Raw genomic sequence first — 25,549 nt, 5'->3', positions numbered from 1 at the left:
TCAGATCTCCAGAGAATGGCGCCAGCGCCAGAGCAGCCCGCCGGCCAGCGCCTTGAAGGCGAGCGGCAACAACGCGTAGGCAAAGGTCAGGGCAGGCAACCCGGCGCTACCGCCCGGCACATAGCCGAGCGCACCGAGCAGAGGTAGTGAAAGCCCGGCGGCGAGCGCCAGGTTGAGCTTGGCAACGAAATTCCACACACCGAAACAGGCCCCGGCCTGACCTTGGCGTTCGCCGAGGTCGGCGGCGATGGCGGCCGGCAGGGCCAAATCGGCACCGAGCGCCAGCCCGGAGGCGATGCAGATGATGGCAAATAGCCAGACATCGCCAGAACTAAGCAGACTGGCACCGGCGAAGGCGACGATGGAAACGCCCATCGCCAGCAGCCAGGCGAAGACGCGCCCGCGCCGGGCCGAGAGCATCACCCAGAGCGGTAGCGAAGCGGCGCCGGCAATGAAGTACAGGGCGAGCAGCGGGCCACTGGCCGATTCGGCCTGCAACACGTCAGCGACGAAGAACAGGAAAAGCGTGGCCGGTAGCGCGGCAGCGATGCCGTTGGCGACGAAGACGATGAGCAGGCGACGGAAGGCATCGTCCGCGAAGACGCGGCGCAAGCTGGGTAGCAAGGGTTGGCTGGCGGCGAGTACCGGCTTGCCGACGCCGACTCGGCTGAAGGTCGTGACCGCAGCGATCAGCAACAGCGGCGGCAGTATCCAGCTCAGGCGTGCAATCCCGTCACTCAAACTGGCTGCCAGCACGGCCGGCAATGCTGCGGCGAGGACGACACCGAGCAGACCGAAGCCTTCCCTTGCTGCGGTCAACCGGGTTCTCAGGGAGGAATCCTCGCCAATGTCCGCCCCCCAGGCCTGATAGGCGACGCTGGCGGCCGAGAAGCCGAGGTAGGTCAGCGCCAGCGAGCCGAGCAGCCAGAGTGCGGCGTGTTCGACCGGCGGGTTGAGCAGCGCGACGAAGCCGATGGCGAAGGGCAGCAAAGCCAGCGCCACCATGCGCGGGCGGGAAACACGGTCGGCCAGCCAGCCGAGCCAGGGGTCGATGCCGGCGTCGAGCAGGCGGGCACCGAGGAGGATGAAGCCGAGCAGCGCCAGCTCCATGCCGGTGGATTCGGCGTAGTAACGGGGAACGTGGACGTAGATGGGGAGCGCGGCGAAGGCCAGGGGGAGGCCTAGCAGGCCATAGGAGAGGATGCGGCCGTTGGTCATGGCTTGGTGCCTGACGATTGGCAGGTGGTTCCGCCCTTGCGGGGCGTCTCACTTTTTCTTGCTTCGCCAAGAAAAAGTAAGCAAAAAGAAGGCGACCCTGGGTCGGTGCCGGCTGCGCCGGTTCCCTGCGCTACTCGGTTCTGGCGGGGGCTGCGGAACTCGGGCTTCGCCCTCAGACAGTCCTCGCCCTTTATCCGCCAGCCCCTGCGTTGCTCGGCACCTCTCAAGGGGTTGAAAAGCAAACCCCCTCCCGGCCTCCCCCTTGTCAGGGGGAGGGGCAAGGCGGGCGGGCTGGAATAGGTGTCGATTTCATTTTTGGCCGTTTTTTCCGGTTGACCGTGGAAACCAGTTTTTTGCGCTACATCGGTCAATCCCGGACGCCTTTGGGGTCCCCGTGGAAGGCGCTGAGCAACGCAGGAAGGCCGGGGGCAGTCGGCGAGGACTGTTTGAGGGCGAAGCCCGAGTTCCGCAGCCGCCCGGCGTTTCGAGTAGCGCAAGGAACCGGCAACGCCGGCGCCGCCCTCGGGGTCGCCTTTTCTTTGGCTACTTTCTTTTGGCGAAGCAAAAGAAAGTACGCCCGCCAGCAAGGCGGAAACCCAAGCCTGCCCCGGAGGAACAAAAGTCATCAAACCCGCCTCAACAGCGCCGCCCGCAACCCCGGCGCACTGGTCTTCGCATCAAGCCAAATGCCAAAAAACGCCCGCGCAAAATCGGCGTCGGCAACTTCCCCAACCAAACGACCATTGAAATGAAAACGCGCAACACCAGGTTCGTATTGCCCAACGATGAAATCCCCTTCCTTCACGTCCGGGAAAATCCGCGTCATCAGCTCGCCCCAGCGCTTGAGGGAAGCCTCATCCGCCCCCAGCGCCCGCATTTCCTTGACACTCGCCTCGGCAATCGCCGCTCCGGCAAGCGTCCGCTTGTAATCAAGCCGCAACGCCAACGGCGGCCGTTGCGGATCATCCCCCGCCCACAGCGTCGCTTCATAAACGAGAAAGCCGAAGCGACGAAACTCGCCATTGCCCCAGCGCTTGAGGCCAGCCGTCGGATCGGCATTGGCAAACGCGGCGAACGGCGCCACGGCGAGCGCCAGCAAAAGCCGACGACGCAGCCCCGAGGCCATTTCATTTTTGGCCGCTTTTTCCGGTTGACCGTGGAACTCGCTGGCGCGAGCTCCCGGCGCCACCAGATCAACGATGCGTGAGTTCAAATTGGACGACATCGATATTCCCGGCCAGGAAACCGGCCTCGCAATAGCAAAGATACATGCGCCAGAGTCGGCGGAAGGGCTCGTCGAAACCGAGCTTCTGGATTTCCGGCCAGTTGGCTTCGAAGGCGTGGCGCCATTCGGCCAAGGTCTTGGCGTAGTCGTGACCGAAGGCGTATTCGTTGCGGACGATCAGGCCCTGTTTGGCAGCGGCCGCGCGGAAGGCTGCTCGCGAGGGCAGCATGCCGCCGGGGAAGATGTATTGCTGGATGAAATCGGTGCTGCGCCGGTATTCCGGGAAGATGTCGTCGCGGATGGTGATGCTCTGGACAACCGCCCTGCCCCCGGTCTTGAGCGCCTTGGCGACCGTCTTGAAGTAGGTCGGCCACCAGCGTTCGCCGACAGCTTCGAACATTTCGATGGAAACGACGTGGTCGAATTGGTCATCGAGATCGCGATAGTCCTGCAAACGCAGATCGGCGCTCGGCACGCGCTTTTGCGCCCAGGCGAGCTGGGCCGGCGAGAGGGTCAGGCCGGTGGTGCGCAAGCCTTCCTGCACAGCCATTTCAGCGAAGCCGCCCCAGCCGCAGCCGATTTCGAGCACGTTCTGGCCGGGTGTAGCTTTCAGGCAATTGAGGATACGGCGGTACTTGGCGTGTTGCGCCGTTTCGAGCGAGCCGTCGTCGGCTTCGCGATAGACGGCCGACGAGTAGCTCATGCTCGGGTCGAGCCACAGCTTGTAGAAATCGTTGCCGAGATCGTAGTGCGCCATGATGTTGCGCTTGCTGCCGCTGCGGCTGTTGCTGTTGAGCCAGTGACGGACGCGGGCGGCGATCAGGCTGCCCCACGAGCCATAGACGGCCTTCTTGAGCTGCTCACGATTGGCCGCCAACAGCCTCAATAGCCCCGTGATGTCGGGCGAATCCCACTGACCATCGAGATAGGCTTCGGCCAGACCGATGTCGCCGCGCGCCAGCACCTGGCCGAACATCGCTTCGTCATGGACCTGCATGGTGACACCATGTTCGCCGTCGCCGAACAGCGCACTGGCGCCGCCCGGCAGACGGATTTCGAGCATGCCGCCCTGCAGTTTTTCGAGCAGGTCGAAAACCAGGCGGGTGTCGCGGGCCAGTCTTTCGCTGCCGCGCAAAATCATCGTGTTGTTCATTTTGTCGAATCCCGGAGGGGTTGAGGAACGTGGGCGCCGCGGAACGGCACCCCTTTCAGCCACAGCTTCAAGGCTTGCCAGTGGATGCGGAACATCACACCGGCGGTGAGGAAAGGCATTTTGAGGAAGGCGCCGAGCAAGGCCGCCGTGGACCAGGCGCGCGGCTTGCCCGAGATGGAAGTGAGCAGCAGTTCGCCATCGGCGTCGTCGTAATCGATGCGGGCCAGCGGCACTGGGCGGTCGAGGTGGAAACGGAAACGGTAGCCGCCTTCGATTTCGTTGAACGGTGAGACGTGGAATTCCTTGGTCGCGCGCAGTTCCTGACCGTCGCGCAACGGCGAGCCGTCGGCGTTGTGCAGCAGGTAGCTGTAATGGCCGCCGAAGGTGTTGTTTACCTCGGCCAGCACGGCGATCAGAGCGCCCTCGACGTTGCGGCAGAACCAGAAGCTGACCGGATTGAAGACGAAACCAAAAACCCGCGGGAAGCATTGCAGCGTGATTTCGCCGTCGTCGGGCAGGCCGTGTTGGCGCAGTTGCGCCTGTATCCACGGCAACAAGGGGCTGCCGTCACGGGGGCCATGGTCTTTCTGGCGGAAGCTGAGCACGTTCCCACGGTCAACCGAAAAAATCGGGCAATTTGCCAAGGCTAGGTCGCGCACCGGCAACTGGACGTAGAAAACCGGATAGACAAAGGCATTGACCGCCGGCCGCAGGCGTCGGTGCATGACATGGCCGAGGAAGAGGCGCGGGCGGTTCATGGCCGGCTCAGACCGTTTCCAGCCCGGGCTTGACGACGGCCGCATCAACTTGCCACGGCGCCATGACACCGAGGCCATTGACGACACGCAGTGCCGATTTCAGCCCATCTTCGTGGAAACCGTAGCTGCCCCAGGCACCGGCCAGCCAGATGCCGTTCTCGCCTTGAACCTGCGCCAACCGTTGCTGGGCGGCAATGGCCGGCGCGTCGAAAATCGGGTGGGCGTACTCGAACTCGGCGAGCACTTTAGCCGGGTCCGGCTCGCGCGCCGGGTTGAGCGTGACGACAACCGGCGTCTCGAACGGCAGCGGCTGCAACTTGTTGATCAGGTAGGAGACGCCGACCGGCTGCTCCCCTGGCTCACCGCTGCCGGCAAAGTAATTCCACGCTGACCACAGCTTCTCGTCGCGCGGCAGCAGCGCGCGGTCGGTGTGCAATATGGCCCGGTTAGGCTGATAGCGGATGGCCGACAGCACCTCACGCTGGCCATCGGTCGCGGTAAAGCCGAGGATGGCCTGCGCCTGATCGCTGTGGCAGGCCATGACGACCTGATCGAAATGCTCGCTGCCGGTGACATGCATCACCTTGAGCCGATCACCTTCGCGGCTTACGGCGCTGACCGGGCAAGCAAGGTGGATTTCACCGCCATTGGCGATGAGGCAGTTGGCAATTTTTCGCACATAGGCACGACCGCCGCCCTGCACAGTCCGCCACAGCGGCCGGTTGAAGACCTGCAGCAAACCGTGGTTCTGGCAGAAGCGGATAAAGGTGGCGAGCGGCATGGCGCGCATCTGCCCGGTCGGGCATGACCAGATGGCAGCGGCCATCGGCAGCAGATACCAGTCGGCAAAGGCGCGCGAATAGCGGCCGTCGTCGAGGAAATCCTGGAGGCTGATTTCGCTCTCCGGATACTCCGCCAGCCACGCCGTGCTTTCACGGTTGAAGCGCAGGATGTCGCTCAGCATGGACCAGAACTGCGGGCGGAACAGATTGCGCCTTTGCCCGAAAACCGTCGCCAGATTGCTGCCCGCCCATTCGAGATCGGGGTTTTCCAGACTGACCGCGAAGGACATTTCGGTTTCGACGCTGTCGACGCCAAGCAACTCGAACATCGCGATCAGATTGGGGTAAGTCTTGTCATTGAAAACAAGGAATCCCGTATCAACCGGATGTGTTTTGCCCTCCAAAGTCACGTCGACGGTGTTGGTATGGCCGCCCAGATAAGTACCGGCTTCGAACAGCGTCACGTCATGCTCGCGGCTGAGCAGCCAGGCACTGGCCAGCCCGGAAATGCCGGCGCCAACGACAGCGATGCGTTTTCTTGTTGTCATGCTTGCCCCTACTTGCCGAGAAATTCGTCGATTTGCTTCAGCAGATCCTTGTCATCCGGCTTGGTGAAGCTGGTGTAGGCGACGACCTGGGTTGCATCGCGGCTGATCAAGTATTTGTGGAAATTCCACTTCGGCCGGCTCCCCGTCACTTGGGCCAGCTTCAGGTAGAAGGGGTTGGCGCCCTTGCCCTTGACCACCGTCTTGCCAACCATCGGGAACTCGACGCCGTAGGTCAGGCGGCAGAATTCGGCAATTTCCTTCTCGCTGCCCGGCTCCTGCTCGCCAAAATCGTTGGAAGGAAAGCCGAGGACAACCAGTCCCTTGTCGTTCAAACGCGTATAGAGCTTTTCCAGACCATCGTATTGCGATGTGAAACCGCAATAACTGGCGGTATTGACGACCAGGATCACCTTGCCGGCGTACTGGCAAAGCGGCATCGGCTTGCCATCCTGCAGGCTTGTGAAGTCGTGGTTGAGCAAGGCCGGGCACTCGCCAGCCGCTGCCGCCGGCAGAATGCCTGCCGACAGCAGCCCGGCGATACCGATCCAGCGTTTGAGACTTGAAAACATGTTCAGCTCCTTACTTGTTTTGTCCTAGACAAAATGGACGTTTGTTCGTAAGATAGCCACCAAAGAATCACTTGTCAACGTTTTGTCTAACATTTGTTCAGGACAACCATGAATGCCGTCACTTTTAATATTGCCGCCGTCGAGCGCGACACCGGGCTCTCCAAGGACGTCCTGCGCATGTGGGAACGTCGCTACGGCTTTCCCGTACCCAGCCGCGACAACAATGGTGAACGCTGCTATCCAGCCGAGCAGGTGGATCGTCTGCGCCAGATAAAACGCCTGATGGATCTCGGACACCGGCCCGGCAAGCTGATCGCCACGCCGCCGGAGGAACTGGGCGCGCTGACCTCGCGCCGAACAAAATCGGTGGCGGTCGATGTTTCTGCCGACGACGGCGATCTGGGCGAATTGCTCGCCCTGATCAAACAGCACGACACCGCCGCCTATCAGCAAGCCATGCAACAGCGTCTGGCCCGGCAGGGTTTGCAGCGCTTTGTCCAGGACACGGTTGCGCCGCTGACGCGGCAAGTCGGCGAAAAATGGGAAGACGGCAGCTTCGAGGTTTTTGAGGAGCACCTGTATACCGAGCTGACCAAGCGCCTGTTGCGCCAGGCCATCGCCACCCTGCCCGGCGGTCCGCGCGGCCCGCGTGTGCTACTGACCAGCGTGCCGGATGAACAGCACGTGCTTGGCCTGTTGATGGTCGAAGCCCTGTTCGCGCTGGAGGGCGCCGAGTGCATTCCGCTCGGCACGCAAATGCCGTTGCTCGAAATCGGCCGCGCCGCCGAGGCCCATCAGGCCGACATCGTCGCCCTCTCCTTCTCGCAGGCCTTCCCGCAACGGCAGATTCCCGGCCTGCTGCAACAATTGCGCCTGGTCCTGCCGGAGAAGACGGTGTTATGGGCAGGCGGCGGCGGCGTCGCCCGCATCAGCCGGACAGGCGATGCCGAACTGATCACGACGCTCGACGACGCGCTTGAGGCGCTGGCTACCTGGCGCCTTCAACACACCTGAAAGCAGCCCCCCAAAGCACTTCGGCGCCGGGTTGACCTGGCGCCGAAGCTGGCAGCTAACAACTGTCGACCCAATACCAGCCGTCAGGCCGCCTCTTCCATCGGCACCAGAAAATCCTTGCTGATGCCGTTTCCGAGCATGTAGATGCGATCCATGAAATCGGTCAGCCACTCATGCAGGCCGTGCTCAAGGACGTCCTCGATGCGCCCGTAACGTAGATGGGCGTGCAGCATCCCGGCCTGGCGCTGGGTTTCGCCGGAATTGCTGTTGGCGATCAGGTCAAGATTCTTGACCACGCTGTTCATGCAGAACTGCAGCGAACGCGGCATGTCCTGATTGAAGATGAGCAATTCGGCGACCCGCTCCGGCGTAATGACGTCGCGGTAAACCTTGCGATAGACCTCGAAGGCCGAGACGGAACGGAGCAGCGCGCCCCATTCGTAGAAATCGGTCGCCCCCTCGTCGTCATGCGGACGCAGGACATGGTATTTGACGTCGAGGATGCGCGCCGTGTTGTCAGCCCGTTCGAGCAAGGTGCCGAGGCGGATGAAGTGGTAAGCCTCGTCCTGCAGCAAGGTGCCCAGCGTCGTGCCGCGCGACAGCGAGGAACGCATCTTGACCCACTCGAAATAATCGCCGATGCCGGCGTTGAAGAGTTGGTCGAAGGTCTTTTCGCGTGCTTCGAGCCAGGTGGCGTTGAGCGTTTCCCACATTTCCGTGGTCAGGGTGCCACGCACGGCGTGAGCGTTTTCACGGGCCATGCGCAGGCAGCTGTGAATCGAGGCAAAATTGTCCGGGTCGCTGACCATGAATTTCAGGACATTTTCCCCGTTGACCGTGGAATACTTCTTGGCATAAGCCTCTTCGAGGCTGTTCAGGGCAATGATGGCGGCCCAACTCTGATTGATCGCATCGAGCGATTGCGGCACCAGCGACATTTGCCAGGTGACATCCAGCAGGCGGGCAAGGTTCTCGGCGCGCTCGATGTAGCGCGACATCCAGAACAGGTGATCGGCAGTTCGACTCAGCATGACTTAATCCTCCAGAACCCAGGTATCTTTGGTACCGCCGCCCTGCGACGAATTGACGACCAGCGACCCCTTGGTCAGCGCAACGCGGGTCAGACCGCCCGGCACCATGTCCACGCACTTGCCCGAGGACAGTACGAAGGGGCGCAGGTCGAGGTGACGCGGCGCGATGCCTTCTTCGACAAAAGTCGGACAATTCGACAGGGCCAGCGTCGGCTGGGCGATGTAACCGTCCGGCTTGGCGATCAGCAACTGGCGGAAGTGTTCGATCTGTTCCTTGGTCGAAGCCGGGCCGACCAGCATGCCGTAGCCGCCGGCCCCATGGACTTCCTTGACGACCAGTTTGGCCAGGTTGTCGAGCACGTACTTGAGTTCGTCCGGCTTGCGGCACATGTAGGTCGGCACGTTGTTGAGCGTCGGCTCCTCACCGAGGTAGAAACGGATCATGTCCGGTACATACGGGTAGATCGACTTGTCATCGGCAACGCCGGTGCCGATGGCATTGGACAGCGTGACGTTGCCGGCCTGGATGGCCTTCAAGATGCCCGGCACGCCGAGCGATGAATCGGCGCGGAAAGCCAGCGGGTCCATGTAATCGTCGTCAAGGCGGCGGTAGATGACATCGACGCGCTGCGGCCCTTGCGTCGTGCGCATGTAGACCACCTCGTCCTTGACGAAGAGGTCGCGGCCTTCGACCAGTTCCACACCCATCTGCTGGGCCAGGAAGGTGTGTTCGAAATAGGCGCTGTTATAGGCACCCGGGGTCAGCACGACGACAGTCGGATTCGAGACGCCCTTCGGTGCCACGGCGCGCAGCTTTTCAAGCAGCATGTCCGGGTAGTGCTGGACCGGTGCCACCTTGTGCTTGGCAAACAGCTCCGGGAAGAGGCGCATCATCATCTTGCGGTCTTCGAGCATGTACGAGACACCTGAGGGCACACGCAGGTTGTCTTCGAGCACATAGAACTCGCCCTCGCCGGCACGAACGATATCAACCCCGGCAATGTGCGCGTAGACGTTGCCCGGCAGATCGACGCCCATCATTTCCGGGCGGAACTGGGCATTGTTGAGCACCTGCTCGGCCGGAATCTTGCCGGCCTTGAGAATTTCCTGATCGTGATAGACGTCATGCAGGAACATGTTGAGCGCCTTGACGCGCTGGCGTAGTCCGGAACGCAGTGACTTCCATTCGGCCGATGGAATGACGCGGGGAATGATGTCGAAGGGAATCAGGCGCTCCTTGCCCGCTTCTTCGCCATAGACGGCAAAGGTGATGCCGACCCGATGAAAGGCCAGATCGGCCTCGGCCCGCTTGCGGGCGATTCGCTCGGGCGGGGTCGCCTTGAGCCATGAATCGTAACCCTGGTAATGAGCTCGGACGCCACCGTTGGCGTCCATCATTTCGTTGTAGAAATTCATATTGGACTCGTCGCTGAGGATGCTCTCAACGCTAATTCAGCAGGTTCCATGCCACGGAACAAAAGCGCACAAAATCAGCATATTACAATTTCATGGCGCAAGGTCATGCCCCAATACAGTGCGGGGCAATTTCAATCTGGTGCAAATAAAAAAACCCACCGGATCGCTCCGGTGGGTTTCTGTCCAACTGAAACGCCGCAGCGATCAGGCGCGTTCGAAGATGACCGCAATACCTTGGCCGCCACCGATACACATCGTAACCAGTGCGTATTTGCCGCCGATACGCTCAAGTTCGTAGAGAGCCTTGGTAGCAATGAAGGCACCGGAACAGCCGACCGGGTGGCCGAGGGCGATGGCACCGCCGTTCGGATTGGTCTTGGCCGGATCGAGACCGAGTACCTTGGAAACGGTCAGCGCCTGGGCGGCGAACGCTTCGTTGGATTCGATGACATCCATCTGGTCCAGGGTCAGGCCAGCCTTCTTGAGGGCCAGCTTGGTCGCCGGGATCGGGCCTTCGCCCATGACGTCGTTCGGCACGCCGGCAACGGCGTAACCGGCGATACGGGCTATGGCCTTTTGACCAGCCTTGGCAGCAACATCGGCCGCAGCCAGCACGAAGAAGGCAGCACCGTCGTTGATACCGGAAGCGTTACCGGCGGTAACGGTACCGTCCTTCTTGAAGGCCGGCTTCATCTTGGCCAGCGATTCCATGGTAGTGCCACGCTTCAGGTGCTCGTCGGTGTCGAACACGACCTCGCCCTTGCGGGTTTGCTTGACGATCGGCACGATCTGCGACTTGAAGTAACCGGCGTCGATGGCAGCAGCAGCACGACGCTGCGATTCGACAGCCAGCGCATCCTGGTCTTCACGGGTAAAGCCATGCTTGGTGGCCAGGTTTTCAGCGGTGATACCCATGTGACCAACGCCGAACGGGTCGGTCAGCACGGCAACCATCGAGTCGATGGCCTTGGTGTCACCCATGCGGGCGCCGGAACGCAGCGACGGCATCAGATAAGCAGCCTTGGACATGACTTCAACGCCACCACCGATACCGTAGTCGGCATCGTTCAGCATGATGTTCTGGGCGGTAGTGACGATGCCTTGCAGGCCGGAGGCGCACAGGCGGCTCACTTGCATGGCGACGGAATCCATCGACAGACCAGCCTGAATGGAGGCAACGCGGGAAACGTAAGCGTAGCGGGAATCAGTCGGCATCGTGGTGCCGACGGTGACGTAATTGATGGCTTGCGGATCGACATTGGAGCGGGCAATAGCTTCCTTCATGACGATGCCAGCAAGTTCGGTGCTTTCAAAGTCAGCCAGGGCACCACCAAACGCGCCGATAGGGGAACGAACTGCGCTTAGAACGACGACATCTCTGCTCATGTAAATCTCCTGTAAGAATTATTCAGCCCACCAAGGTGGCAAGCCCTAACAAAAACAGCAACAACATCCACAACACAGTAGCTCGCCAGACGAGGCCGACGGCACTCTGCATGAAATCCACATCGGCCGGATCGCCCAGCCCGAGTTCGGCCCGGTCGGACACCTCAACGCCATCCACTACCGGCCGGCCAAGTTGAACCCCCAATGCGCCGGCACCTGCTGCCAGGACGATGCCAAGATCGCGGTCCGGCCATTGCGCCGGCTGGGTACGCCAGCAATAAACCGCATCCTCGAAGTCTCCGACGATGGCGAAAGCCGCGGCCGTAGTCCTGGATGGCAACCAGTCGATCATACCGAAAACCAGCCGCGAGAATGTGGAAAAATCAGATTGCTGAACCATGTTTTTGGCATTCCAGCGGTCGCGAACAATGGCTGACAAGCGATAAAGTACGGCCCCGCAAGGCCCCGGCAGCAGGACGAACCAGAGCACTACAGCAAAGACATGGCGATGTGAGGCGGCGAGCGCGCCTTCGATCGAGAGCCGGGCGATATCTTCAGAGCCGAGGCCGTAGGTCGAAATACCTTGCCACTCGGCGAGCAGCTGGCGTGCCCGCTCAAGGTCGCCGAGACGCAGGGCCAGCTGAATTTCAGTGTAGTGGTGGCTGAACTGGCGGAAGCCCATGGTCAGGTAGAGCACGCCAACGTTGAGCGCCCAGCCGAAAAGCGGGTTCAGCGAATAGAGCAGGCCATAAGCAACGGCGACCAGCGCCACCGGCAACAGGACGGCCAGACACCAGGCCAGCACGCCGTGCCGATAGGCGCCGGCATTGAAGCGGGATTCGATGAAATCAGCCCATGCGCCAAGAGGGTCGGCGACGATGCGGCGATAATCAAGAGGTTGCAGTTGCTCGAGGAGGAAAACTGCAATGAGCGAGAGAAGACTCATGGGGTGCCGATGATTGCCGTATCCGGCTTATTTTCATTGAGTAAAGTGTCACGATACCACAAGCTCAAGTCCCTTGGAGAAGGCCAAGACGCTCGCTCAGCGAACGGATCATGCCGGCCGTGGCGCCCCAGATGAAATAGTCTCCGTAGGGCATGGCGAAGTAATTGCGCAGCGCGCCGCGATAATGCAGCGAATGCTGTTGATGATTGGCCGGATCGAGCAAGAAGGCGAGCGGCACTTCAAAGACCTCGGCTACCTCGAAGGGGTCGGGCTGCAACTCGAACGGCGGCTGAACCAGGGCGACAACGGGGGTCACGCGAAAGCCCGTACCGGTCCGGTATTCGGGCAGAAAGCCAAGGATTTCGATACGCTCGCGCGGCAGGCCGATTTCTTCCTCGGTTTCTCGCAGGGCGGTGTGCGACGGGGAAAGATCTTCAGCCTCGACTCGCCCACCGGGAAAACTGATCTGCCCGGCATGATCGCGGAGATGGGCAGTGCGCTGGGTAAGCAGCACTGTTTGGCCACCTTCACGCAAAACGATCGGAAACAGCACAGCCGCCGGGGTCAGTAGTTGGTCGTCGACACCGTCCTCCTGGACGAAATGTCCGCTCAGCGGCTCGGCTAACAGGCTGGCGCGCAGGCGCTCCAGATCAAGCGTCATGCGGCCTTGGAGTCTTCCTCGATTTCAGCGTTGACCGCAGCCAGCGCATCCTGAAGCGTTTCTTCGGAAAGGTCGTTGATGGTGGTTGCCACCAGATCGGCCGACTCGATGGCGCCGACCGGCAAACGTTTGCTGTCCATGCTGGCGATCATCACGGCTGCTGCACCGGCCACGCGCAGCAGCGCCTGCCGTTCGCTCATCAGCATCTCCAACTCATCGCGCAATAGCGCTATTTCCTGATCACGTTGCGGCATTTCTCTCTCCTAGAATCTTTTTTTCAGTGTCATGGTACTGCCATCGCGCTGCATTTCCATGCGGTTCAGAAAACTCATGCCAAGCAGGGCAATCGGCATTTCGGTGGGTAGCACCACCGCCTCGACATTGTGCATGGTGACACCGCCAATTCTGACCGTATCGAGCGGTATGCGCGTGACGACCACTGTTCCGTTCGCTGTGCTGGTCAGGCCGCGTTGTCCCTGCCGGAGGTCGAGGCCGATACGCCGTGCATCGTTCGGGCCGAGCGCAATCGAGGTGGCACCTGTATCGACGACAAAGCGCACTGAGGTGCCATTAACCGTGCCGGTCGTATAAAAATGTCCTTGAACATCAGCCGTCATGACGATCTTGTCCGAACCATCGCCACCGGAAACGCCGATGGCATGCTGACCGACGCGCAGTGGGCGTTTCTTGCCACCGATCTCGATGATTACCTGATCGTCCTGAACAGAGAGCAATTTGACCCCATCGACCGTCTTGCCAACGGGCACCGCCTGCGGCTCGCCACCGTTGATCATGAGCATTGCCTTGCTGCCCATGATCCCGGCCAGCCCGACATCCTGTGCCATTCCTGCAGACGGCAGCAGCAACGCCAACAAGGTAAGCAGCGTAAAATGAGGCCTCGCCATTCCGGACACCAATGCCGCCATGCTACCTGTCGCCATCTTTCGCCACTCCCCTACTGAAGGTCCGGGCTATTTTGCCATATTCCTTGAGCAGCAAGGGATTCCATGGACACTGATTGCTCTCGATGAAGGGGCCGCCGTACCAGCCAGCGTCGACGATTTTTCGGGGCTCTGTTTTATGGGAGGCCCGATGAGCGTCAACGATCCACTACCTTGGATAGAACCCGTCTGCGCGCTGATCCGCGAAGCGGTGGCGAAAAACACCCCGGTCATCGGCCATTGCCTCGGCGGACAGTTGATGAGCAAGGCGTTGGGCGGGCAAGTCACGCGCAACGCGGTCAAGGAAATCGGCTGGAGCGGCGCGCATGGCGAGGACAATGCCATCGCCCGCCACTGGCTGGGTGATTTCGCCGGCAAAACTGGCACGGTTTTTCAGTGGCACGGCGAGACCTTTAGCATCCCGAGCGGGGCCAACCGCCTGCTGACCAACGGTTACTGCGCCAACCAGATGTTCGTGATGGGTCCGCACCTCGGCATGCAGTGCCACGTCGAAATGACGCCGGAAATGATTGCCACGTGGTGCGAGCAGTGGGCCGATGAAGCTATTGCCGTCGCCGACCTGCCCAGCGCGCAGACGCCGGAAGCCATGCTGACGGAAATTTCCGCCAAGCTGCCGGTCATGCGCCAGCTCTCAGAGCAGCTTTACTCAGTGTGGATCAAGGGTCTGGGCCGCTAATCCGCCCAAGAAAAAAACCGGGCTGTTCGCACAGCCCGGTTTCATTTTTGCCCGTTTTTTCCGGTTGACCGTGGAAGGTCGCTTAATCCCGGAAATTACCGTATTTGATCGGAAAATCGGTAATCGACTTGGTAATCAGCGCGATGCAGCCCTGCAGATCATCCCGCTTGGCGCCCGTGACACGCACCGTTTCGCCCTGAATTGCCGCCTGGACCTTGAGCTTGCCATCCTTGACCAGCTTGACGATTTTCTTGGCCAGATCGCTGTCGATCCCGTCCTTGATCTTCATTTCCTGCTTCACCTTGTTGCCGGAAACACTGACGATCTTCTGGTGATCAAGACGCTTGACGCTTTCCTTCTCCTTCTTTTCCATGGCCGGGAAAAGCAGGTCCTTGATCTGGTCAAGCTGAAAGTCGGAATCGCCCCACAGGGTGATGACCTTGTCTTTCTCGTTCAGCTCGACCTTGGCGGTAGTGCCCTTGAAGTCGTAGCGATTGTCGATCTGGCGTGAGGTGACATCGATGGCGTTCTTCAACGCCACCATGTCCGCTTCGGAGGTGAAGTCAAAGCTCGGCATGGCGATTACCCGAAATGGCAGACGTAGTGGTAAGCGTCACCGGCAGCCACTTCAATTTCGAAGCTGGAATTGCCCGGCACATTGAAAGACTGGCCATCGCCATAAGTCTTCCATTCGCTCTCACCCTTGAGCTTGACGCTGCAAGAACCGCCGACGCCTTCCATGATTTCCGGCGCGCCGGTATTGAAGGTCAGGCTGGACGGCAGGATCACGCCCACCGTCTTCTTCGTGCCGTCGGCCAGTACCACGGTGTGGCTGACGCACTTGCCATCAAAATAAACATTGGCCTTCTTGACCACGGAAACGTTGTCGTATTGCGACATTTACATACCCCAGATTTTCTGAATGACTGATTTGGCGATGAAGCCGACCATGCCGAAAGCCAGCACAAAGAAGAGCACGAAAGTACCCGTCTTGCCCGCCTTCGACTTCCAGGCGATCTCGCCAATGATGAACAACATGAAGATGATGAAGGCGCCAACGCCCCAGGTCGAGAAGAAGTCTGCGATCTGTTCTTCGTTCAGCCCGAATACGGTGCCGCCTTCCATCGATTAACCCTTCTTCTTGGCAGCCGGCTTCTTGGCCGCTGCCTTGGCTGGTGCTTTGACGGCCTTGGCGACCACTGCCTTGGCTGCAACCGGTTTGACCAGCGGCTTGGCAGCAGCCTTGACCACGGGCTTCGCTGCAGGTTTCGCTACAGCCTTCTTGGCGGCTGGCTTGGCAGCCGGTTTGACAGCGGCCTTCGCTGCCGGCTTTGCAGCCTCAACCTTCTTGGCAGCCGTTTTTTTCACCGGTTTGCCCGCTTTTTTGGCGGCCAGATTGGCGGCGATACGCATGCGCAGCGCATTGAGCTTGATGAAGCCGCCCGCATCGCGCTGGTCGTAAGCACCGGCATCGTCCTCGAAGGTGGCGATGGTCGAATCGAACAGCGAATCGGTTGCCGAATCGCGGCCGACGACGATCACGTTGCCCTTGTACAGCTTGAGGCGAACCACGCCATTGACGCTTCCTTGCGTATGGTCGATCAGCACTTGGAGCGCCTTGCGCTCCGGACTCCACCAGTAGCCGTTGTACACCAGGCTGGCGTAGCGCGGCATCAGGTCGTCCTTGAGGTGAGCGACTTCGCGGTCAAGCGTGACCGACTCGATGGCGCGATGGGCGCGCAGCAGGATCGTACCGCCCGGGGTTTCATAGCAGCCACGCGACTTCATGCCGACGTAACGGTTCTCGACCAGGTCAAGGCGGCCAATACCGTGCTTGCCACCGATTTCGTTGAGCGTGCCAAGCACTTCATGCGCCTTCATCTTCTTGCCGTTTATCGCGACGACATCGCCCTTGGCAAATTCGAGGTCGAGGTATTCGGCCTTGTTCGGCGCCTTCTCCGGCGAAACACTCCACCGCCACATCGATTCCTCGGCTTCGGCCGCCGGGTTTTCGAGGTGACGGCCTTCGTAGGAAATGTGCAGCAGGTTGGCATCCATCGAATACGGCGAGCCGCCCTTCTTGTGCTTCATGTCAATTTCGATGCCATGCTTCTCGGCATAAGCCATGAGCTTCTCGCGCGACATCAGATCCCACTCGCGCCACGGCGCAATGACCTTGATACCCGGCTTCAGAGCGTAGGCACCCAGCTCGAAACGGACCTGGTCGTTGCCTTTGCCGGTCGCGCCGTGACAAATGGCGTCGGCACCGGTTTCATTGACAATTTCAATCAGGCGCTTGGCGATCAGCGGACGGGCGATCGAGGTACCGAGGAGGTACTCGCCTTCATAAACGGTGTTGGCACGGAACATCGGGAAGACGAAGTCGCGGACAAACTCCTCGCGCACGTCATCGATATAGATGTTCTTCGGCTTGATGCCAGCCTTCAGCGCCTTGGTGCGCGCCGGCTCAAGCTCTTCACCCTGACCGAGGTCAGCCGTGAAGGTGACCACTTCGCATTTATACACATCCTGCAGCCATTTGAGGATGACCGAGGTATCCAGACCGCCCGAATAGGCCAGCACAACCTTCTTGATGTCGCTCATTTCCGTTCCCTAGTTTCGTTTAACCCTGCCACTCAGCCCTGAATACGGCCCAACAGCAAATATTCCATCAATGCCTTCTGCACATGCAGACGGTTCTCTGCCTCATCCCAGACGACCGATTGCGGCCCGTCGATCACCTCGGAGGTAACCTCCTCGCCACGGTGCGCCGGCAAACAGTGCATGAACAGGGAGCCTTCATTTGCCACCCGCATCATGTCGCCATCAACGCACCAGTCGGCAAAAGCCTTGATCCGTTCTTCGTTTTCGGCTTCGAAGCCCATCGACGTCCATACGTCAGTCGTCACCAGATCGGCGCCCCGACAGGCATCCATCGGATCGGCAAAGACCTTGAAACGCGCCGGATCGATCTTGCCAACCAGATCGGCATTGATTTCGTAACCCGGCGGCGTCGACACGTGCACCTTGAAATCAAGCACCTCGGCCGCCTGCAGCCAGGTATTGCACATATTGTTCGCATCGCCAACCCAGGCCACGGTCTTGCCCTGAATGCAACCGCGATGCTCGATGAAGGTATAAATGTCAGCCAGGATCTGGCAGGGGTGATATTCGTTGGTCAGCCCGTTGATCACCGGCACGCGCGAGTTGGCGGCAAAACGCTCGATGATGTCCTGCTCGAAGGTGCGGATCATCACGATGTCGCTCATCCGCGAAATGACCTGCGCCGCGTCCTCCACAGGCTCGCCACGCCCCAGTTGCGAATCGCGCGTATTCAGGTAGATCGCTGAGCCACCCAACTGCTGCATGCCCGCCTCGAAGGACAGACGCGTCCGCGTACTCGCCTTCTCGAAAATCATGACCAGCGTCCGGTCGGAAAGAGGCCAGTACTTCTGGTAGGACTTGAACTGGTTCTTGATCCAGCGTGTCCGCTCAAAAACATACTCGAGCTCGTCGCGCGTGAAATCCTTGAACTGCAGAAAGTGTTTGATTGCCATGATTTAGGCCGCCAGAAATTCCTTGATGAGAGGGGCGCACCGGTCAACCAGTTCCCGGGCATCATTTTCACTAAAAATCAGCGGAGGGAGGAAGCGAACAACCTTTTCAGCCGTCACATTGATCAAAAGCCCGGCTGCCAGTGCCATGCCAACTAGTTGGCCACAAGGACGATCGAGCTCGATGCCGATCATCAGACCATGGCCGCGAATATCAACCAGCCCAGCCGTCCCGGCAAGAGCCTCGGCCATCAAGGAACGAATCAAGGCACCGATACGTTCGGCATTGGCCATCAAACCTTCCGCTTCGATGGCTTCAATAGTCGTCAGAGCAGCAGTGGAAACTAGCGGGTTGCCACCAAAAGTTGAACCGTGATTTCCCGGGCCGAACAAGCCGGCCGCCTTGCCTCCGGCCATACAAGCACCAATTGGCACACCCGAGCCCAGCCCCTTGGCCAGCGTCGCAATATCAGGCTGAATTCCGGCATGCTGATAACCGAACCACTTCCCGGTGCGCGCCATGCCGCACTGCACTTCATCACAGATCAACAACCAGCCATGCTCGTCGCACAACTGGCGCAACGCCTGCTGGTATTCAAGTGAAGCCAGGTGAATACCACCCTCGCCCTGAATAATTTCCAGCATGACCGCAACGATATTTTGATTGTGCTCGGCAACCGCCTTGATCGCCGCCAAATCATCATAGGGAACGCGGACAAAACCCGAAACCAGCGGCTCGAACCCTGCCTGCGCCTTGCGATTACCCGTTGCCGAAAGTGTCGCCATCGTCCGGCCATGGAACGCTTTTTCCATGACGATGATGGTCGGGTTTTCGATTCCCTTCTTGTGGCCGTAAAAACGAGCCAATTTGATGGCAGCCTCGTTGGCCTCGGCACCAGAATTGGAGAAGAAAATTTCCTGCATTCCGGAAATTTCGGCGAGCTTATCAGCCAGCAACTCCTGCTCGCGAATTCGATATAAATTGGACGTGTGCAACATGCGCCCGGCCTGTGCGGCAATCGCAGACACCAGCTTGGGATGGGCATGACCGAGCGTAGAAACAGCAATACCGGACAACGCATCCAGGTATTCCTTACCCTCTGTATCGGTAATCCGGCAACCCTGACCGTGGCTAAAAGCCACTGGTAACCGGGCATAGGTATTCATGACATGCGACATGAGACAACCCCAAAAAACGAAAACGGCGGACATCGCCGCCGGAAATGATCGCCACTTAACGGGCGAGCACCCCGCTAGAGCAACAGAGGCTTGAATTTTAGGTCAAAAGCAAAGCCTTGTATAGAACAGCAAAAACACCCGCGCACGCCTGTCCCGGCGCCCATGCGCCATAATTATGGAAAGGCTTCGGGCTTCTGCTAGAATTCGCCAACGCAAGGTCGCATCGCCCAACGCAGACTAGAACAATGACAACTTCAGACTCGACCCCATTCATCATTGTTGGCCTCACAAAGCAAGGCAAAAAATTTCGCCCCAGCGACTGGGCTGAACGCCTATGCGGCGTCATGTCCGCCTTTGGCGCCGAACGCAAGATGAAATACTCCCCCTACGTCGGCCCCGGTGACTACAACGGCGAAAAAGCTGTCTTCGTCGATGGCCGCCTCGGCGAAATTGAACCGATGGCCTACCGCTTCATGCTCAACTTTGCGCAGGACAACGACTTGCAGATCATTGACGGCGTTTGCTCACTGGAAAAATAACAATCAACAGCAAGCCAGGAAATAAAAAAGGCGCCCGAAGGCGCCATTTTTATTTGAGCGTCCGGCTTTATCAAGCAGCAGCGAGTGCCTTGATTTGAGCAGACAGACGGCTCTTGGTGCGGGAAGCCTTATTCTTATGAACAATCTTCTTGTCAGCAATGCGATCAAGCACTGCAACGGACTGCTGGAAGACGCCCTGAGCGGCGGCTTTATCACCAGCTTCGATCGCCTGACGAACGCGCTTGATTGCGGTACGCAGGGTCGAACGCAGGCTGGCGTTATGGGAACGCTGCCCGTCAGCTTGACGGGCGCGCTTGCGGGCTTGTGCGCTATTGGCCATTAAAGGTAATCCTGAACATCAAATAAAGAGCCGTCTATTTTATCAAACAATTTCCAGCACATCAATATTTATCACCAGCACCCCGAGGTTGTTGGCGACTTCGCGCCAGCGTTGTCCAGAGTAAGATTCCCACAATGATCTGACGACTGACCTCCTTGAGGCGTTGCAGTTAGGGTGAAAGTGTTCTGATCGGACACCACTGCCACCGAGTAGAAAGCTGTGCCACTGGTTGGAGACTGAGTAAATGGCAATGTTGGCGCAACACCACTACTTGTCTGATCATATCGCTGCGCCAACGAATAATTGCGCTCCATAAACTGTGCCAACTGCGCGAGTACAGCTTGAGCATCGGCACGCCGGGCCTTGCGGACGCTTTCTATGTAGGCTGGATAGGCAATACTAACCAAAATGCCGATCACAGCCACAACGACCATTAATTCAATTAGCGTGAATCCGGCCTGATCCCGTTTCTTTTCGCTCATAGCACACCCTTTCCCATCAAGCGTTACGGCGTCACTTCTCGCCAAGATATCCGACCAGTTCGACCTGCGCTTTCAGTTGTCTTCTCAACTTTTCCGGTCGAACTACTGGCATATTTGAACTCTTTTCCAGAACCCGACTTGCCCTTGATCACCGTAGGCGTCGTAATAACCCCACCATCAGCCGGCTTTTGCCCACTGACAATACAACTACTGCAATTGGACGAAAAGTTGACCAAATCCGTATCGCTACCGGAACCACTATTGAATTTACCATCTCCATTCACATCGAATGGCGTGACGTCGAGCCTGCGCCCGGTCAGCGCATCAAGCTCCATTAACCAGGAACTACCACCTGCCTGACAGGGTTGGGGAGACGGAATAAGCGTTGGAAATACGATTCTGTCAATCCGTACAATCCCGTTGAACGCGATCCGCTCCCCGGATGTCGGCAAATCCATGTACCATCCCTTCTGAGCACCAGTAGCGCTCCAATTGTCACTACAGACTACCGTGCTGGCGCCCGTGAGCGCATCCTTACCGGATTTTGTGCCTGAAGCACCAATGCAATAGTCAGTAGTCAATCGATAGCTAAACGTCCCCACATCTACCGTCGAAACAATCGTTTGTTGCAAGAGGGTGGAGCGATCCATGTTGACCGCCGTATTGGCTCCGTCATCCCAAACACCAAAATAGGTCTGCGACGCCGTTGAAGTCGTATCAGAACTTTCGAGATACTTGCCAGTACCGAATAGAACAACCGCACCTTTTGTCGGATGACGTACGACCTGTGGCGCCGTAGTGATTGCCTGACGTACTCCCGAAGAATTCTTGGCGACGAACAATGGCGTACAAGGACTGCCAACCGCACAGGTTACAGTGTTGTAGGCGACCTTCCAGTCGGCAGCAGTAACCGAACTGACATCGAACTTCCAGAGATTGCCATTCAGATCGCCGGCATATATCCAGTCGGCAATACCATCACCTCGTGCACTGAAGGGATAGGGGGTAGACAAACCGTTAAAGTTAGAGGGCGACTCAGCATCTGCCACTATCTTGATGTAATCCTGCCCCAACACCCAAGTCGAACTATATATCCCACCTGATCGTACGCGATCGAGGAAGAAAATGAACAAAGCCGCTTTGCCATCATCACTGTTGTAGCCGTTGCCAACAACTACCGCCCATTTCCCATTGCGCATTTTCACTATTTGCCGGGCTATCCCCTTAAAGGATGGATATGTCGGCTGATTATGCGTGTAACCAAGATCCGAATCGTTCGCATTGGAAAATTCCCACATCAGGATATTTCCGGCATTTGCTTCCGAGAAGGCCACGGAATCAGTCGAGGACGTATCGTCTGGATTGGTGATATCGAGCGCATAGTATGCGCGCCCCCCCCAATTCAAACCACCGACCAGAACGGTTTTCCACTTGTATGCAGTCCCGGAACCAACTTCTATGTCGTTGACCATAGGCGTTCCATCGACATAGAACTTGTGACTGTAGCCTTGATTGCTTAATTGGCTAAGGTTAGAGAGTGCCGCAGAATTGTTATAGAAAACCCCCGGCACGTAGGCAAGGCGCTCCACACCATCCTTGGCCTGGAAGGCATGCAACATACCGTCGTTGGCACCGGTATAAATCATCTCCTCTCTGGCGCCTTTGCTCAGCACGAAACTCGCGTATGCGGGATCGCCCCATCCAGCCTCCGGAACCCCCACATAGACCGGACTTGAATTTACGATATCCCCAAGTCGACTAGTCGGACGAGGCCGGAAATTAATAGCTGACTTGCCTTCGTTAGCTTGCGACCCCCTGAGATAAAGAACTCGACCTTCTCCTGCTGCATCAGCACTACCTAGTCCATTGCTATTGAGCGCATCTTTTTGTGTCGTGCCGTCGACCTGCCCGGTGATATCCGCCCACGTAAAAGGAATTCCCTTTTTTGAAGCCGTATCCAAGCCTATGGTAATGATCTGCCGGGATGTTTGGGTATTGATTACCTGCCCAGCATCCCACTTTGCAGGCTCAATTACGTTACCAGCGGTGGCATCGGCAGTATCCAACTCCAGCGCTCGCAACTGGCCGCTCCAATCGTTTGAATTATAACGAGCCTGGTATATGAAGCTTCCGGTTTGCAGTGATGTTGAGTTGGTCGCCACTGATGAGGAGGAGGACTGACCAAGCATCGCGACAAATGCCGAATCAAGTGCTTCTTCCAGATAATTCGGATTTGTTACCAGGAAGAAGTTATCCGGAACACCATCACACTTGGTACTTGTACAACTGGCAGTACCCCCATCAGCATTACGAACATCCCACTCGGTAGCCAAGTCGGGCTTGCCATTGTCGTTGCTATCCTTGAAACCACCATATTTTGCGGCATACCAGAGCGGATCCTTCAGCACTGTGTCTGCACTGGCACTACTGACCGAATAGGTGACAGAGGTCGGAGCATCGCCAAAAGTGCAACCAGAAGAGCCGCTACAGGAAGTAACTCCGGTTACATCTGTGAACTTAAAACCGTTAATTCCAGTATGGAAATGAGGGCCATCCTGGGTAGTCCCCGACATTGCGTATCCGAAACCAAAGACATATGGCGTGGATTGCGCGACCACGTCAGTCGTAATCTTGATACTGCTACTACTAACGATATCGTACTGCACGCGGCCCCACATATCCTGGTCATAGTCACCGCCCTGCTCGCTATCCTCTTCGTTCCAGTAGAAAGCCCCAGTCCCCTTGGAACTGCAGCGCCCCGCGCTCAATTTGGTCATTTGTGTGACGGTCGCATCGCTGGCATCCGCGGCAATTTCGCAGACGATCTTCCAGTCAACAATGGCTCCGCTGCCAAACCCACTTCGATCCAACCGACCTTGCGGAACAATAACAACCGGCTTGCCGCCAACCAAGACCCGGACCTTGGGGGTATTAGTAGCCAAGGCAATGCCGAAGGTAGAGACTTTTAGCGAACGCACATCGCTATTCGGCACTGTCAATGGCCCCGGAGCTCTGATCTGCTTGGTTCGAGCAAAATAAGCCAATCCACTCATCATGTAGGAACCTTCGGTACCCGCTCCTTCCGGACAAATGCCGTAGGGTGCGGAAAAATTACTCACGGTTTTTGTCGAACACAAATCCGCAGGCGTACTACCCGAACCATTGTTCCCCACGAACCAGGCTTGCCCTTGTATCCCCTCTTCCACGCCAACTTTATCGGTCCAGGTTGCCGCATCACATGTATTTCCGGAAGTACCGATATCGGAGCTCCCGCCCATCTGGCTATCATGCTCATTGCTATTGACAGCCGAATTGAAAACAAGAACATTCAGGGGTGCGCAATAATTAGTCGTTGACAGTGGATCCGTCCAAGTCGCCGAGCGCAAGCCGGAAATAGCATCATCGGTCGAGGTAGACATTGTAAAGGCGCTCGTTGGTGACTTACCTGCGAGGTAGCGAAGCGACTCCAAATAGAGCTCCGATATCGGGTTGCCCCACGATCGACAATTCCCTTGAGTAAAACTGGTTTGTCCAAACGTACATCCGCTACCGTAGGTACCATCACTGTACTGGTAGTCGACAATGCGCATCTTGTCGAGCGACTGAATGATCGAGCCAGATGAGGGTGCGGTAGTTTTGATCGTCCCATTTGTAAGGTCGATCTCATCAGAAATATTACTGATATTTTTGCGTAAGACTCCACCCGACTGGTTTTTCGTATAGGAGCCCGTCATCAACCCGAACATAAGCTGCCCGCTCTCTCCGTAGTACTGCAACAGCCCTATCGGCTTGTAAACAGAGCCATACTTAGCACACTTTTCGTTACCCAATTTGCTTGTGCTAGTGCTGGTGCCGACACATGCCTCGACCCGCACGTTATAGTCGGAACTGGTGCCAGCGACACCGTTGGCAACTCGACCGCTTGACGTAGTTGTCTTGTTTGGACTAATGGAACTAGCCCAGAGGCCACTCAGCGCTGCGCGGTTGCCAGAAGCGCCTGTTCCACCAAGCGAACCCGTATCTTCGCTGGGTAAACTTTCGCGCCAATGACACTGCCAGCGTTCGTTTGCCGACCAAAGCGAAAAATTACCAAGAGCTGCACGCATCAGCGGTACAGCCGTACTGGTTTGAGAGGTTTTTGGACTGACATCTGGCGTTGCATTGCAGAACGAGATACCCGTCTGGGTGTAATTATAGACACTCCAGGTCGTCGAACTCCCACTACCAACTTTATTCTCAACGACCACTTTGATCTGATTTGCCGCACAGCTCGATGCATTCGAGACAAGTCCATTGAACATATTGATGCCAGTGCCATTGACACAACTGACCACACCAATCATGTAGTTGCTGGCATCCTTTTCAACCAGAACCTGATCACCGTAGGAAAATTTCCCCGTATTGCCGGTCACGGTCAAAGTCACGGCTACTGGCGCAGCCTGCGTCCCGGCAATCGACACCGACGATCCAGTCGTACCAGAAATAGCACTCGGAGAAACGACGGGATCGAAAGGAGTCAGCTTATTGGTATCGGGAAAGCGACTGGAATCCCCGCCATTCATCTGACGCGTTATGTACGGGTTGTAATACTTTGCCCAAGCATGGGCATCCGTCGGAATATATGCGCGCTCAAGAACTGTTTTCAACGATGTATCGGTCGAACGATAGCCACCGTAGAGCAATTTACGCGTGGTATCCATGCGACTCATCGTCACCCAGTTCAAGAAATTTCCATGCCACTTGCCGGCACAGTCAGCGGGCTTGATGAATTTTTTTGTGGCGCTATCGAAAACAGCATCATCTGGCGAAAAAACACCGCTGGCATAGGAATAACACTTGTAGCTATCGAAATAACCGTAGTAATCGATAGTGTGATCGTATGTCGTGTCTGCGGAACCGTCCCCGTTCAGGTCGGTATAGTCGTCATAGGCCTTTTTGTAGAGATTCTGGTCTTTGGTGACATCAAGCATCACCAATGGCGCTACCGCGGCGCCAACATACAGCGGACCGGAGGGAATGGTAATTACGCCGGCCTGAGCCTGGGAACTCAAAGCCAATGCCCAAGTCAGGAAAACGCCTGTACGACGAATTATCTTGAAGCTGAGCATGG

General features: G+C 57.9%; 24 protein-coding genes and 1 pseudogene. 3 read left to right on the top strand and 22 right to left on the bottom strand.

The genetic code is table 11. The annotated features are described in order from the left end of the window. The 6 genes from KI610_RS08015 to KI610_RS07990 form a co-directional block, all read right to left on the bottom strand. On the bottom strand, positions 1-1,218 hold the full coding sequence (locus KI610_RS08015; protein ID WP_226498121.1) for an MFS transporter: 1,218 nt from the start codon (positions 1,216-1,218) through the stop codon (positions 1-3). A gap of 625 nt (positions 1,219-1,843) precedes the next feature. Beyond that, positions 1,844-2,344, bottom strand: coding sequence for a chalcone isomerase family protein (locus tag KI610_RS08010; protein ID WP_226498120.1), 501 nt, complete (start codon positions 2,342-2,344; stop codon positions 1,844-1,846). A gap of 67 nt (positions 2,345-2,411) precedes the next feature. Next, complete coding sequence (locus KI610_RS08005; protein WP_226498119.1) at positions 2,412-3,596, bottom strand: SAM-dependent methyltransferase; 1,185 nt, start codon at positions 3,594-3,596, stop codon at positions 2,412-2,414. Then, positions 3,593-4,354 carry a DUF1365 domain-containing protein gene (locus KI610_RS08000; protein ID WP_226498118.1) on the bottom strand — a complete coding sequence of 254 codons (762 nt, stop codon included), beginning with the start codon at positions 4,352-4,354 and terminating at the stop codon, positions 3,593-3,595. Before KI610_RS08000 ends, KI610_RS08005 begins: the two co-directional genes overlap by 4 nt. Positions 4,355-4,361: 7 nt before the next feature. After that, complete coding sequence (locus tag KI610_RS07995; RefSeq protein ID WP_226498117.1) at positions 4,362-5,684, bottom strand: NAD(P)/FAD-dependent oxidoreductase; 1,323 nt, start codon at positions 5,682-5,684, stop codon at positions 4,362-4,364. An 8-nt stretch (positions 5,685-5,692) separates the two neighbouring features. Beyond that, on the bottom strand, positions 5,693-6,253 hold the full coding sequence (locus KI610_RS07990; RefSeq protein WP_226498116.1) for a glutathione peroxidase: 561 nt from the start codon (positions 6,251-6,253) through the stop codon (positions 5,693-5,695). 108 nt (positions 6,254-6,361) lie between these two features. On the opposite strand from KI610_RS07990, the gene KI610_RS07985 reads away from it, so the two are divergent. Continuing rightward, positions 6,362-7,267: a MerR family transcriptional regulator gene (locus KI610_RS07985; protein ID WP_226498115.1), complete on the top strand. Its 906-nt coding sequence runs from the start codon at positions 6,362-6,364 to the stop codon at positions 7,265-7,267. A gap of 83 nt (positions 7,268-7,350) precedes the next feature. Here KI610_RS07985 and KI610_RS07980 read toward each other — a convergent pair whose 3' ends face one another. From KI610_RS07980 to KI610_RS07950, 7 genes are all read right to left on the bottom strand, one after another. After that, positions 7,351-8,298, bottom strand: coding sequence for an alpha-E domain-containing protein (locus tag KI610_RS07980; protein WP_226498114.1), 948 nt, complete (start codon positions 8,296-8,298; stop codon positions 7,351-7,353). A gap of 3 nt (positions 8,299-8,301) precedes the next feature. Next, positions 8,302-9,714 carry a circularly permuted type 2 ATP-grasp protein gene (locus KI610_RS07975; protein ID WP_226498113.1) on the bottom strand — a complete coding sequence of 471 codons (1,413 nt, stop codon included), beginning with the start codon at positions 9,712-9,714 and terminating at the stop codon, positions 8,302-8,304. Between the two features lie 204 nt (positions 9,715-9,918). Then, entirely contained in the window at positions 9,919-11,100 is a 1,182-nt protein-coding gene (locus tag KI610_RS07970; RefSeq protein WP_226498112.1) for an acetyl-CoA C-acyltransferase family protein, read from the bottom strand. Positions 11,101-11,122: 22 nt separating this feature from the next. Then, positions 11,123-12,046, bottom strand: coding sequence for a CobD/CbiB family protein (locus tag KI610_RS07965; protein ID WP_226498111.1), 924 nt, complete (start codon positions 12,044-12,046; stop codon positions 11,123-11,125). A 64-nt stretch (positions 12,047-12,110) separates the two neighbouring features. Then, positions 12,111-12,707, bottom strand: coding sequence for a CoA pyrophosphatase (locus tag KI610_RS07960; RefSeq protein ID WP_226498110.1), 597 nt, complete (start codon positions 12,705-12,707; stop codon positions 12,111-12,113). Next, entirely contained in the window at positions 12,704-12,961 is a 258-nt protein-coding gene (locus tag KI610_RS07955; protein WP_226498109.1) for a hypothetical protein, read from the bottom strand. The genes KI610_RS07960 and KI610_RS07955 overlap by 4 nt, the downstream gene beginning before the upstream one ends. Before the next feature lie 9 nt (positions 12,962-12,970). Beyond that, positions 12,971-13,612, bottom strand: a complete 642-nt coding sequence (locus KI610_RS07950) for a retropepsin-like aspartic protease family protein (RefSeq protein ID WP_226498108.1) — start codon at positions 13,610-13,612, stop codon at positions 12,971-12,973. A 187-nt stretch (positions 13,613-13,799) separates the two neighbouring features. Here KI610_RS07950 and KI610_RS07945 point away from each other — a divergent pair, with 187 nt between their 5' ends. Next, a complete protein-coding gene (locus KI610_RS07945; RefSeq protein WP_404827485.1) occupies positions 13,800-14,345 on the top strand; it encodes a type 1 glutamine amidotransferase in 546 nt (181 codons plus the stop codon). 82 nt (positions 14,346-14,427) lie between these two features. Here KI610_RS07945 and KI610_RS07940 read toward each other — a convergent pair whose 3' ends face one another. The 6 genes and pseudogenes from KI610_RS07940 to KI610_RS07915 all read right to left on the bottom strand — a co-directional run bounded on the left by KI610_RS07940 (position 14,428) and on the right by KI610_RS07915 (position 19,078). Beyond that, positions 14,428-14,922 carry a YajQ family cyclic di-GMP-binding protein gene (locus tag KI610_RS07940; protein WP_226400792.1) on the bottom strand — a complete coding sequence of 165 codons (495 nt, stop codon included), beginning with the start codon at positions 14,920-14,922 and terminating at the stop codon, positions 14,428-14,430. A gap of 5 nt (positions 14,923-14,927) precedes the next feature. Next, entirely contained in the window at positions 14,928-15,245 is a 318-nt protein-coding gene (ppnP, locus tag KI610_RS07935; protein ID WP_226498106.1) for a pyrimidine/purine nucleoside phosphorylase, read from the bottom strand. Beyond that, positions 15,246-15,470, bottom strand: a complete 225-nt coding sequence (locus tag KI610_RS07930) for a DUF2788 domain-containing protein (protein WP_226498105.1) — start codon at positions 15,468-15,470, stop codon at positions 15,246-15,248. It abuts the gene before it with no gap. Positions 15,471-15,725: 255 nt separating this feature from the next. Further along, positions 15,726-16,949: pseudogene (locus tag KI610_RS07925) on the bottom strand (argininosuccinate synthase); the annotation flags it as partial. A gap of 32 nt (positions 16,950-16,981) precedes the next feature. After that, positions 16,982-17,902, bottom strand: coding sequence for an ornithine carbamoyltransferase (argF, locus tag KI610_RS07920; protein WP_226498104.1), 921 nt, complete (start codon positions 17,900-17,902; stop codon positions 16,982-16,984). A gap of 3 nt (positions 17,903-17,905) precedes the next feature. Continuing rightward, positions 17,906-19,078 carry an aspartate aminotransferase family protein gene (locus KI610_RS07915; protein WP_226498103.1) on the bottom strand — a complete coding sequence of 391 codons (1,173 nt, stop codon included), beginning with the start codon at positions 19,076-19,078 and terminating at the stop codon, positions 17,906-17,908. Positions 19,079-19,323: 245 nt separating this feature from the next. Between KI610_RS07915 and KI610_RS07910 the strand changes: the two genes are divergently transcribed. Beyond that, entirely contained in the window at positions 19,324-19,617 is a 294-nt protein-coding gene (locus KI610_RS07910; RefSeq protein ID WP_226498102.1) for a DUF3579 domain-containing protein, read from the top strand. A gap of 70 nt (positions 19,618-19,687) precedes the next feature. On the opposite strand, the gene rpsT is transcribed toward KI610_RS07910, so the two are convergent. The 3 genes from rpsT to KI610_RS07890 form a co-directional block, all read right to left on the bottom strand. Then, on the bottom strand, positions 19,688-19,957 hold the full coding sequence (gene rpsT, locus KI610_RS07905; protein ID WP_011288763.1) for a 30S ribosomal protein S20: 270 nt from the start codon (positions 19,955-19,957) through the stop codon (positions 19,688-19,690). A gap of 71 nt (positions 19,958-20,028) precedes the next feature. After that, the gene (locus KI610_RS07900) at positions 20,029-20,439 is read right to left on the bottom strand and encodes a type IV pilin protein (protein WP_319004217.1); all 411 of its coding nucleotides are present in this window, start codon (positions 20,437-20,439) and stop codon (positions 20,029-20,031) included. Positions 20,440-20,462: 23 nt separating this feature from the next. Then, complete coding sequence (locus KI610_RS07890) at positions 20,463-25,547, bottom strand: pilus assembly protein (protein WP_226498101.1); 5,085 nt, start codon at positions 25,545-25,547, stop codon at positions 20,463-20,465. Between the last annotated feature and the right edge of the window lie 2 nt (positions 25,548-25,549).

Source organism: Ferribacterium limneticum, from assembly GCF_020510565.1.
Taxonomy (GTDB): domain Bacteria; phylum Pseudomonadota; class Gammaproteobacteria; order Burkholderiales; family Rhodocyclaceae; genus Azonexus; species Azonexus limneticus_B.
This window is presented reverse-complemented; position numbering and strand designations above follow the sequence as displayed.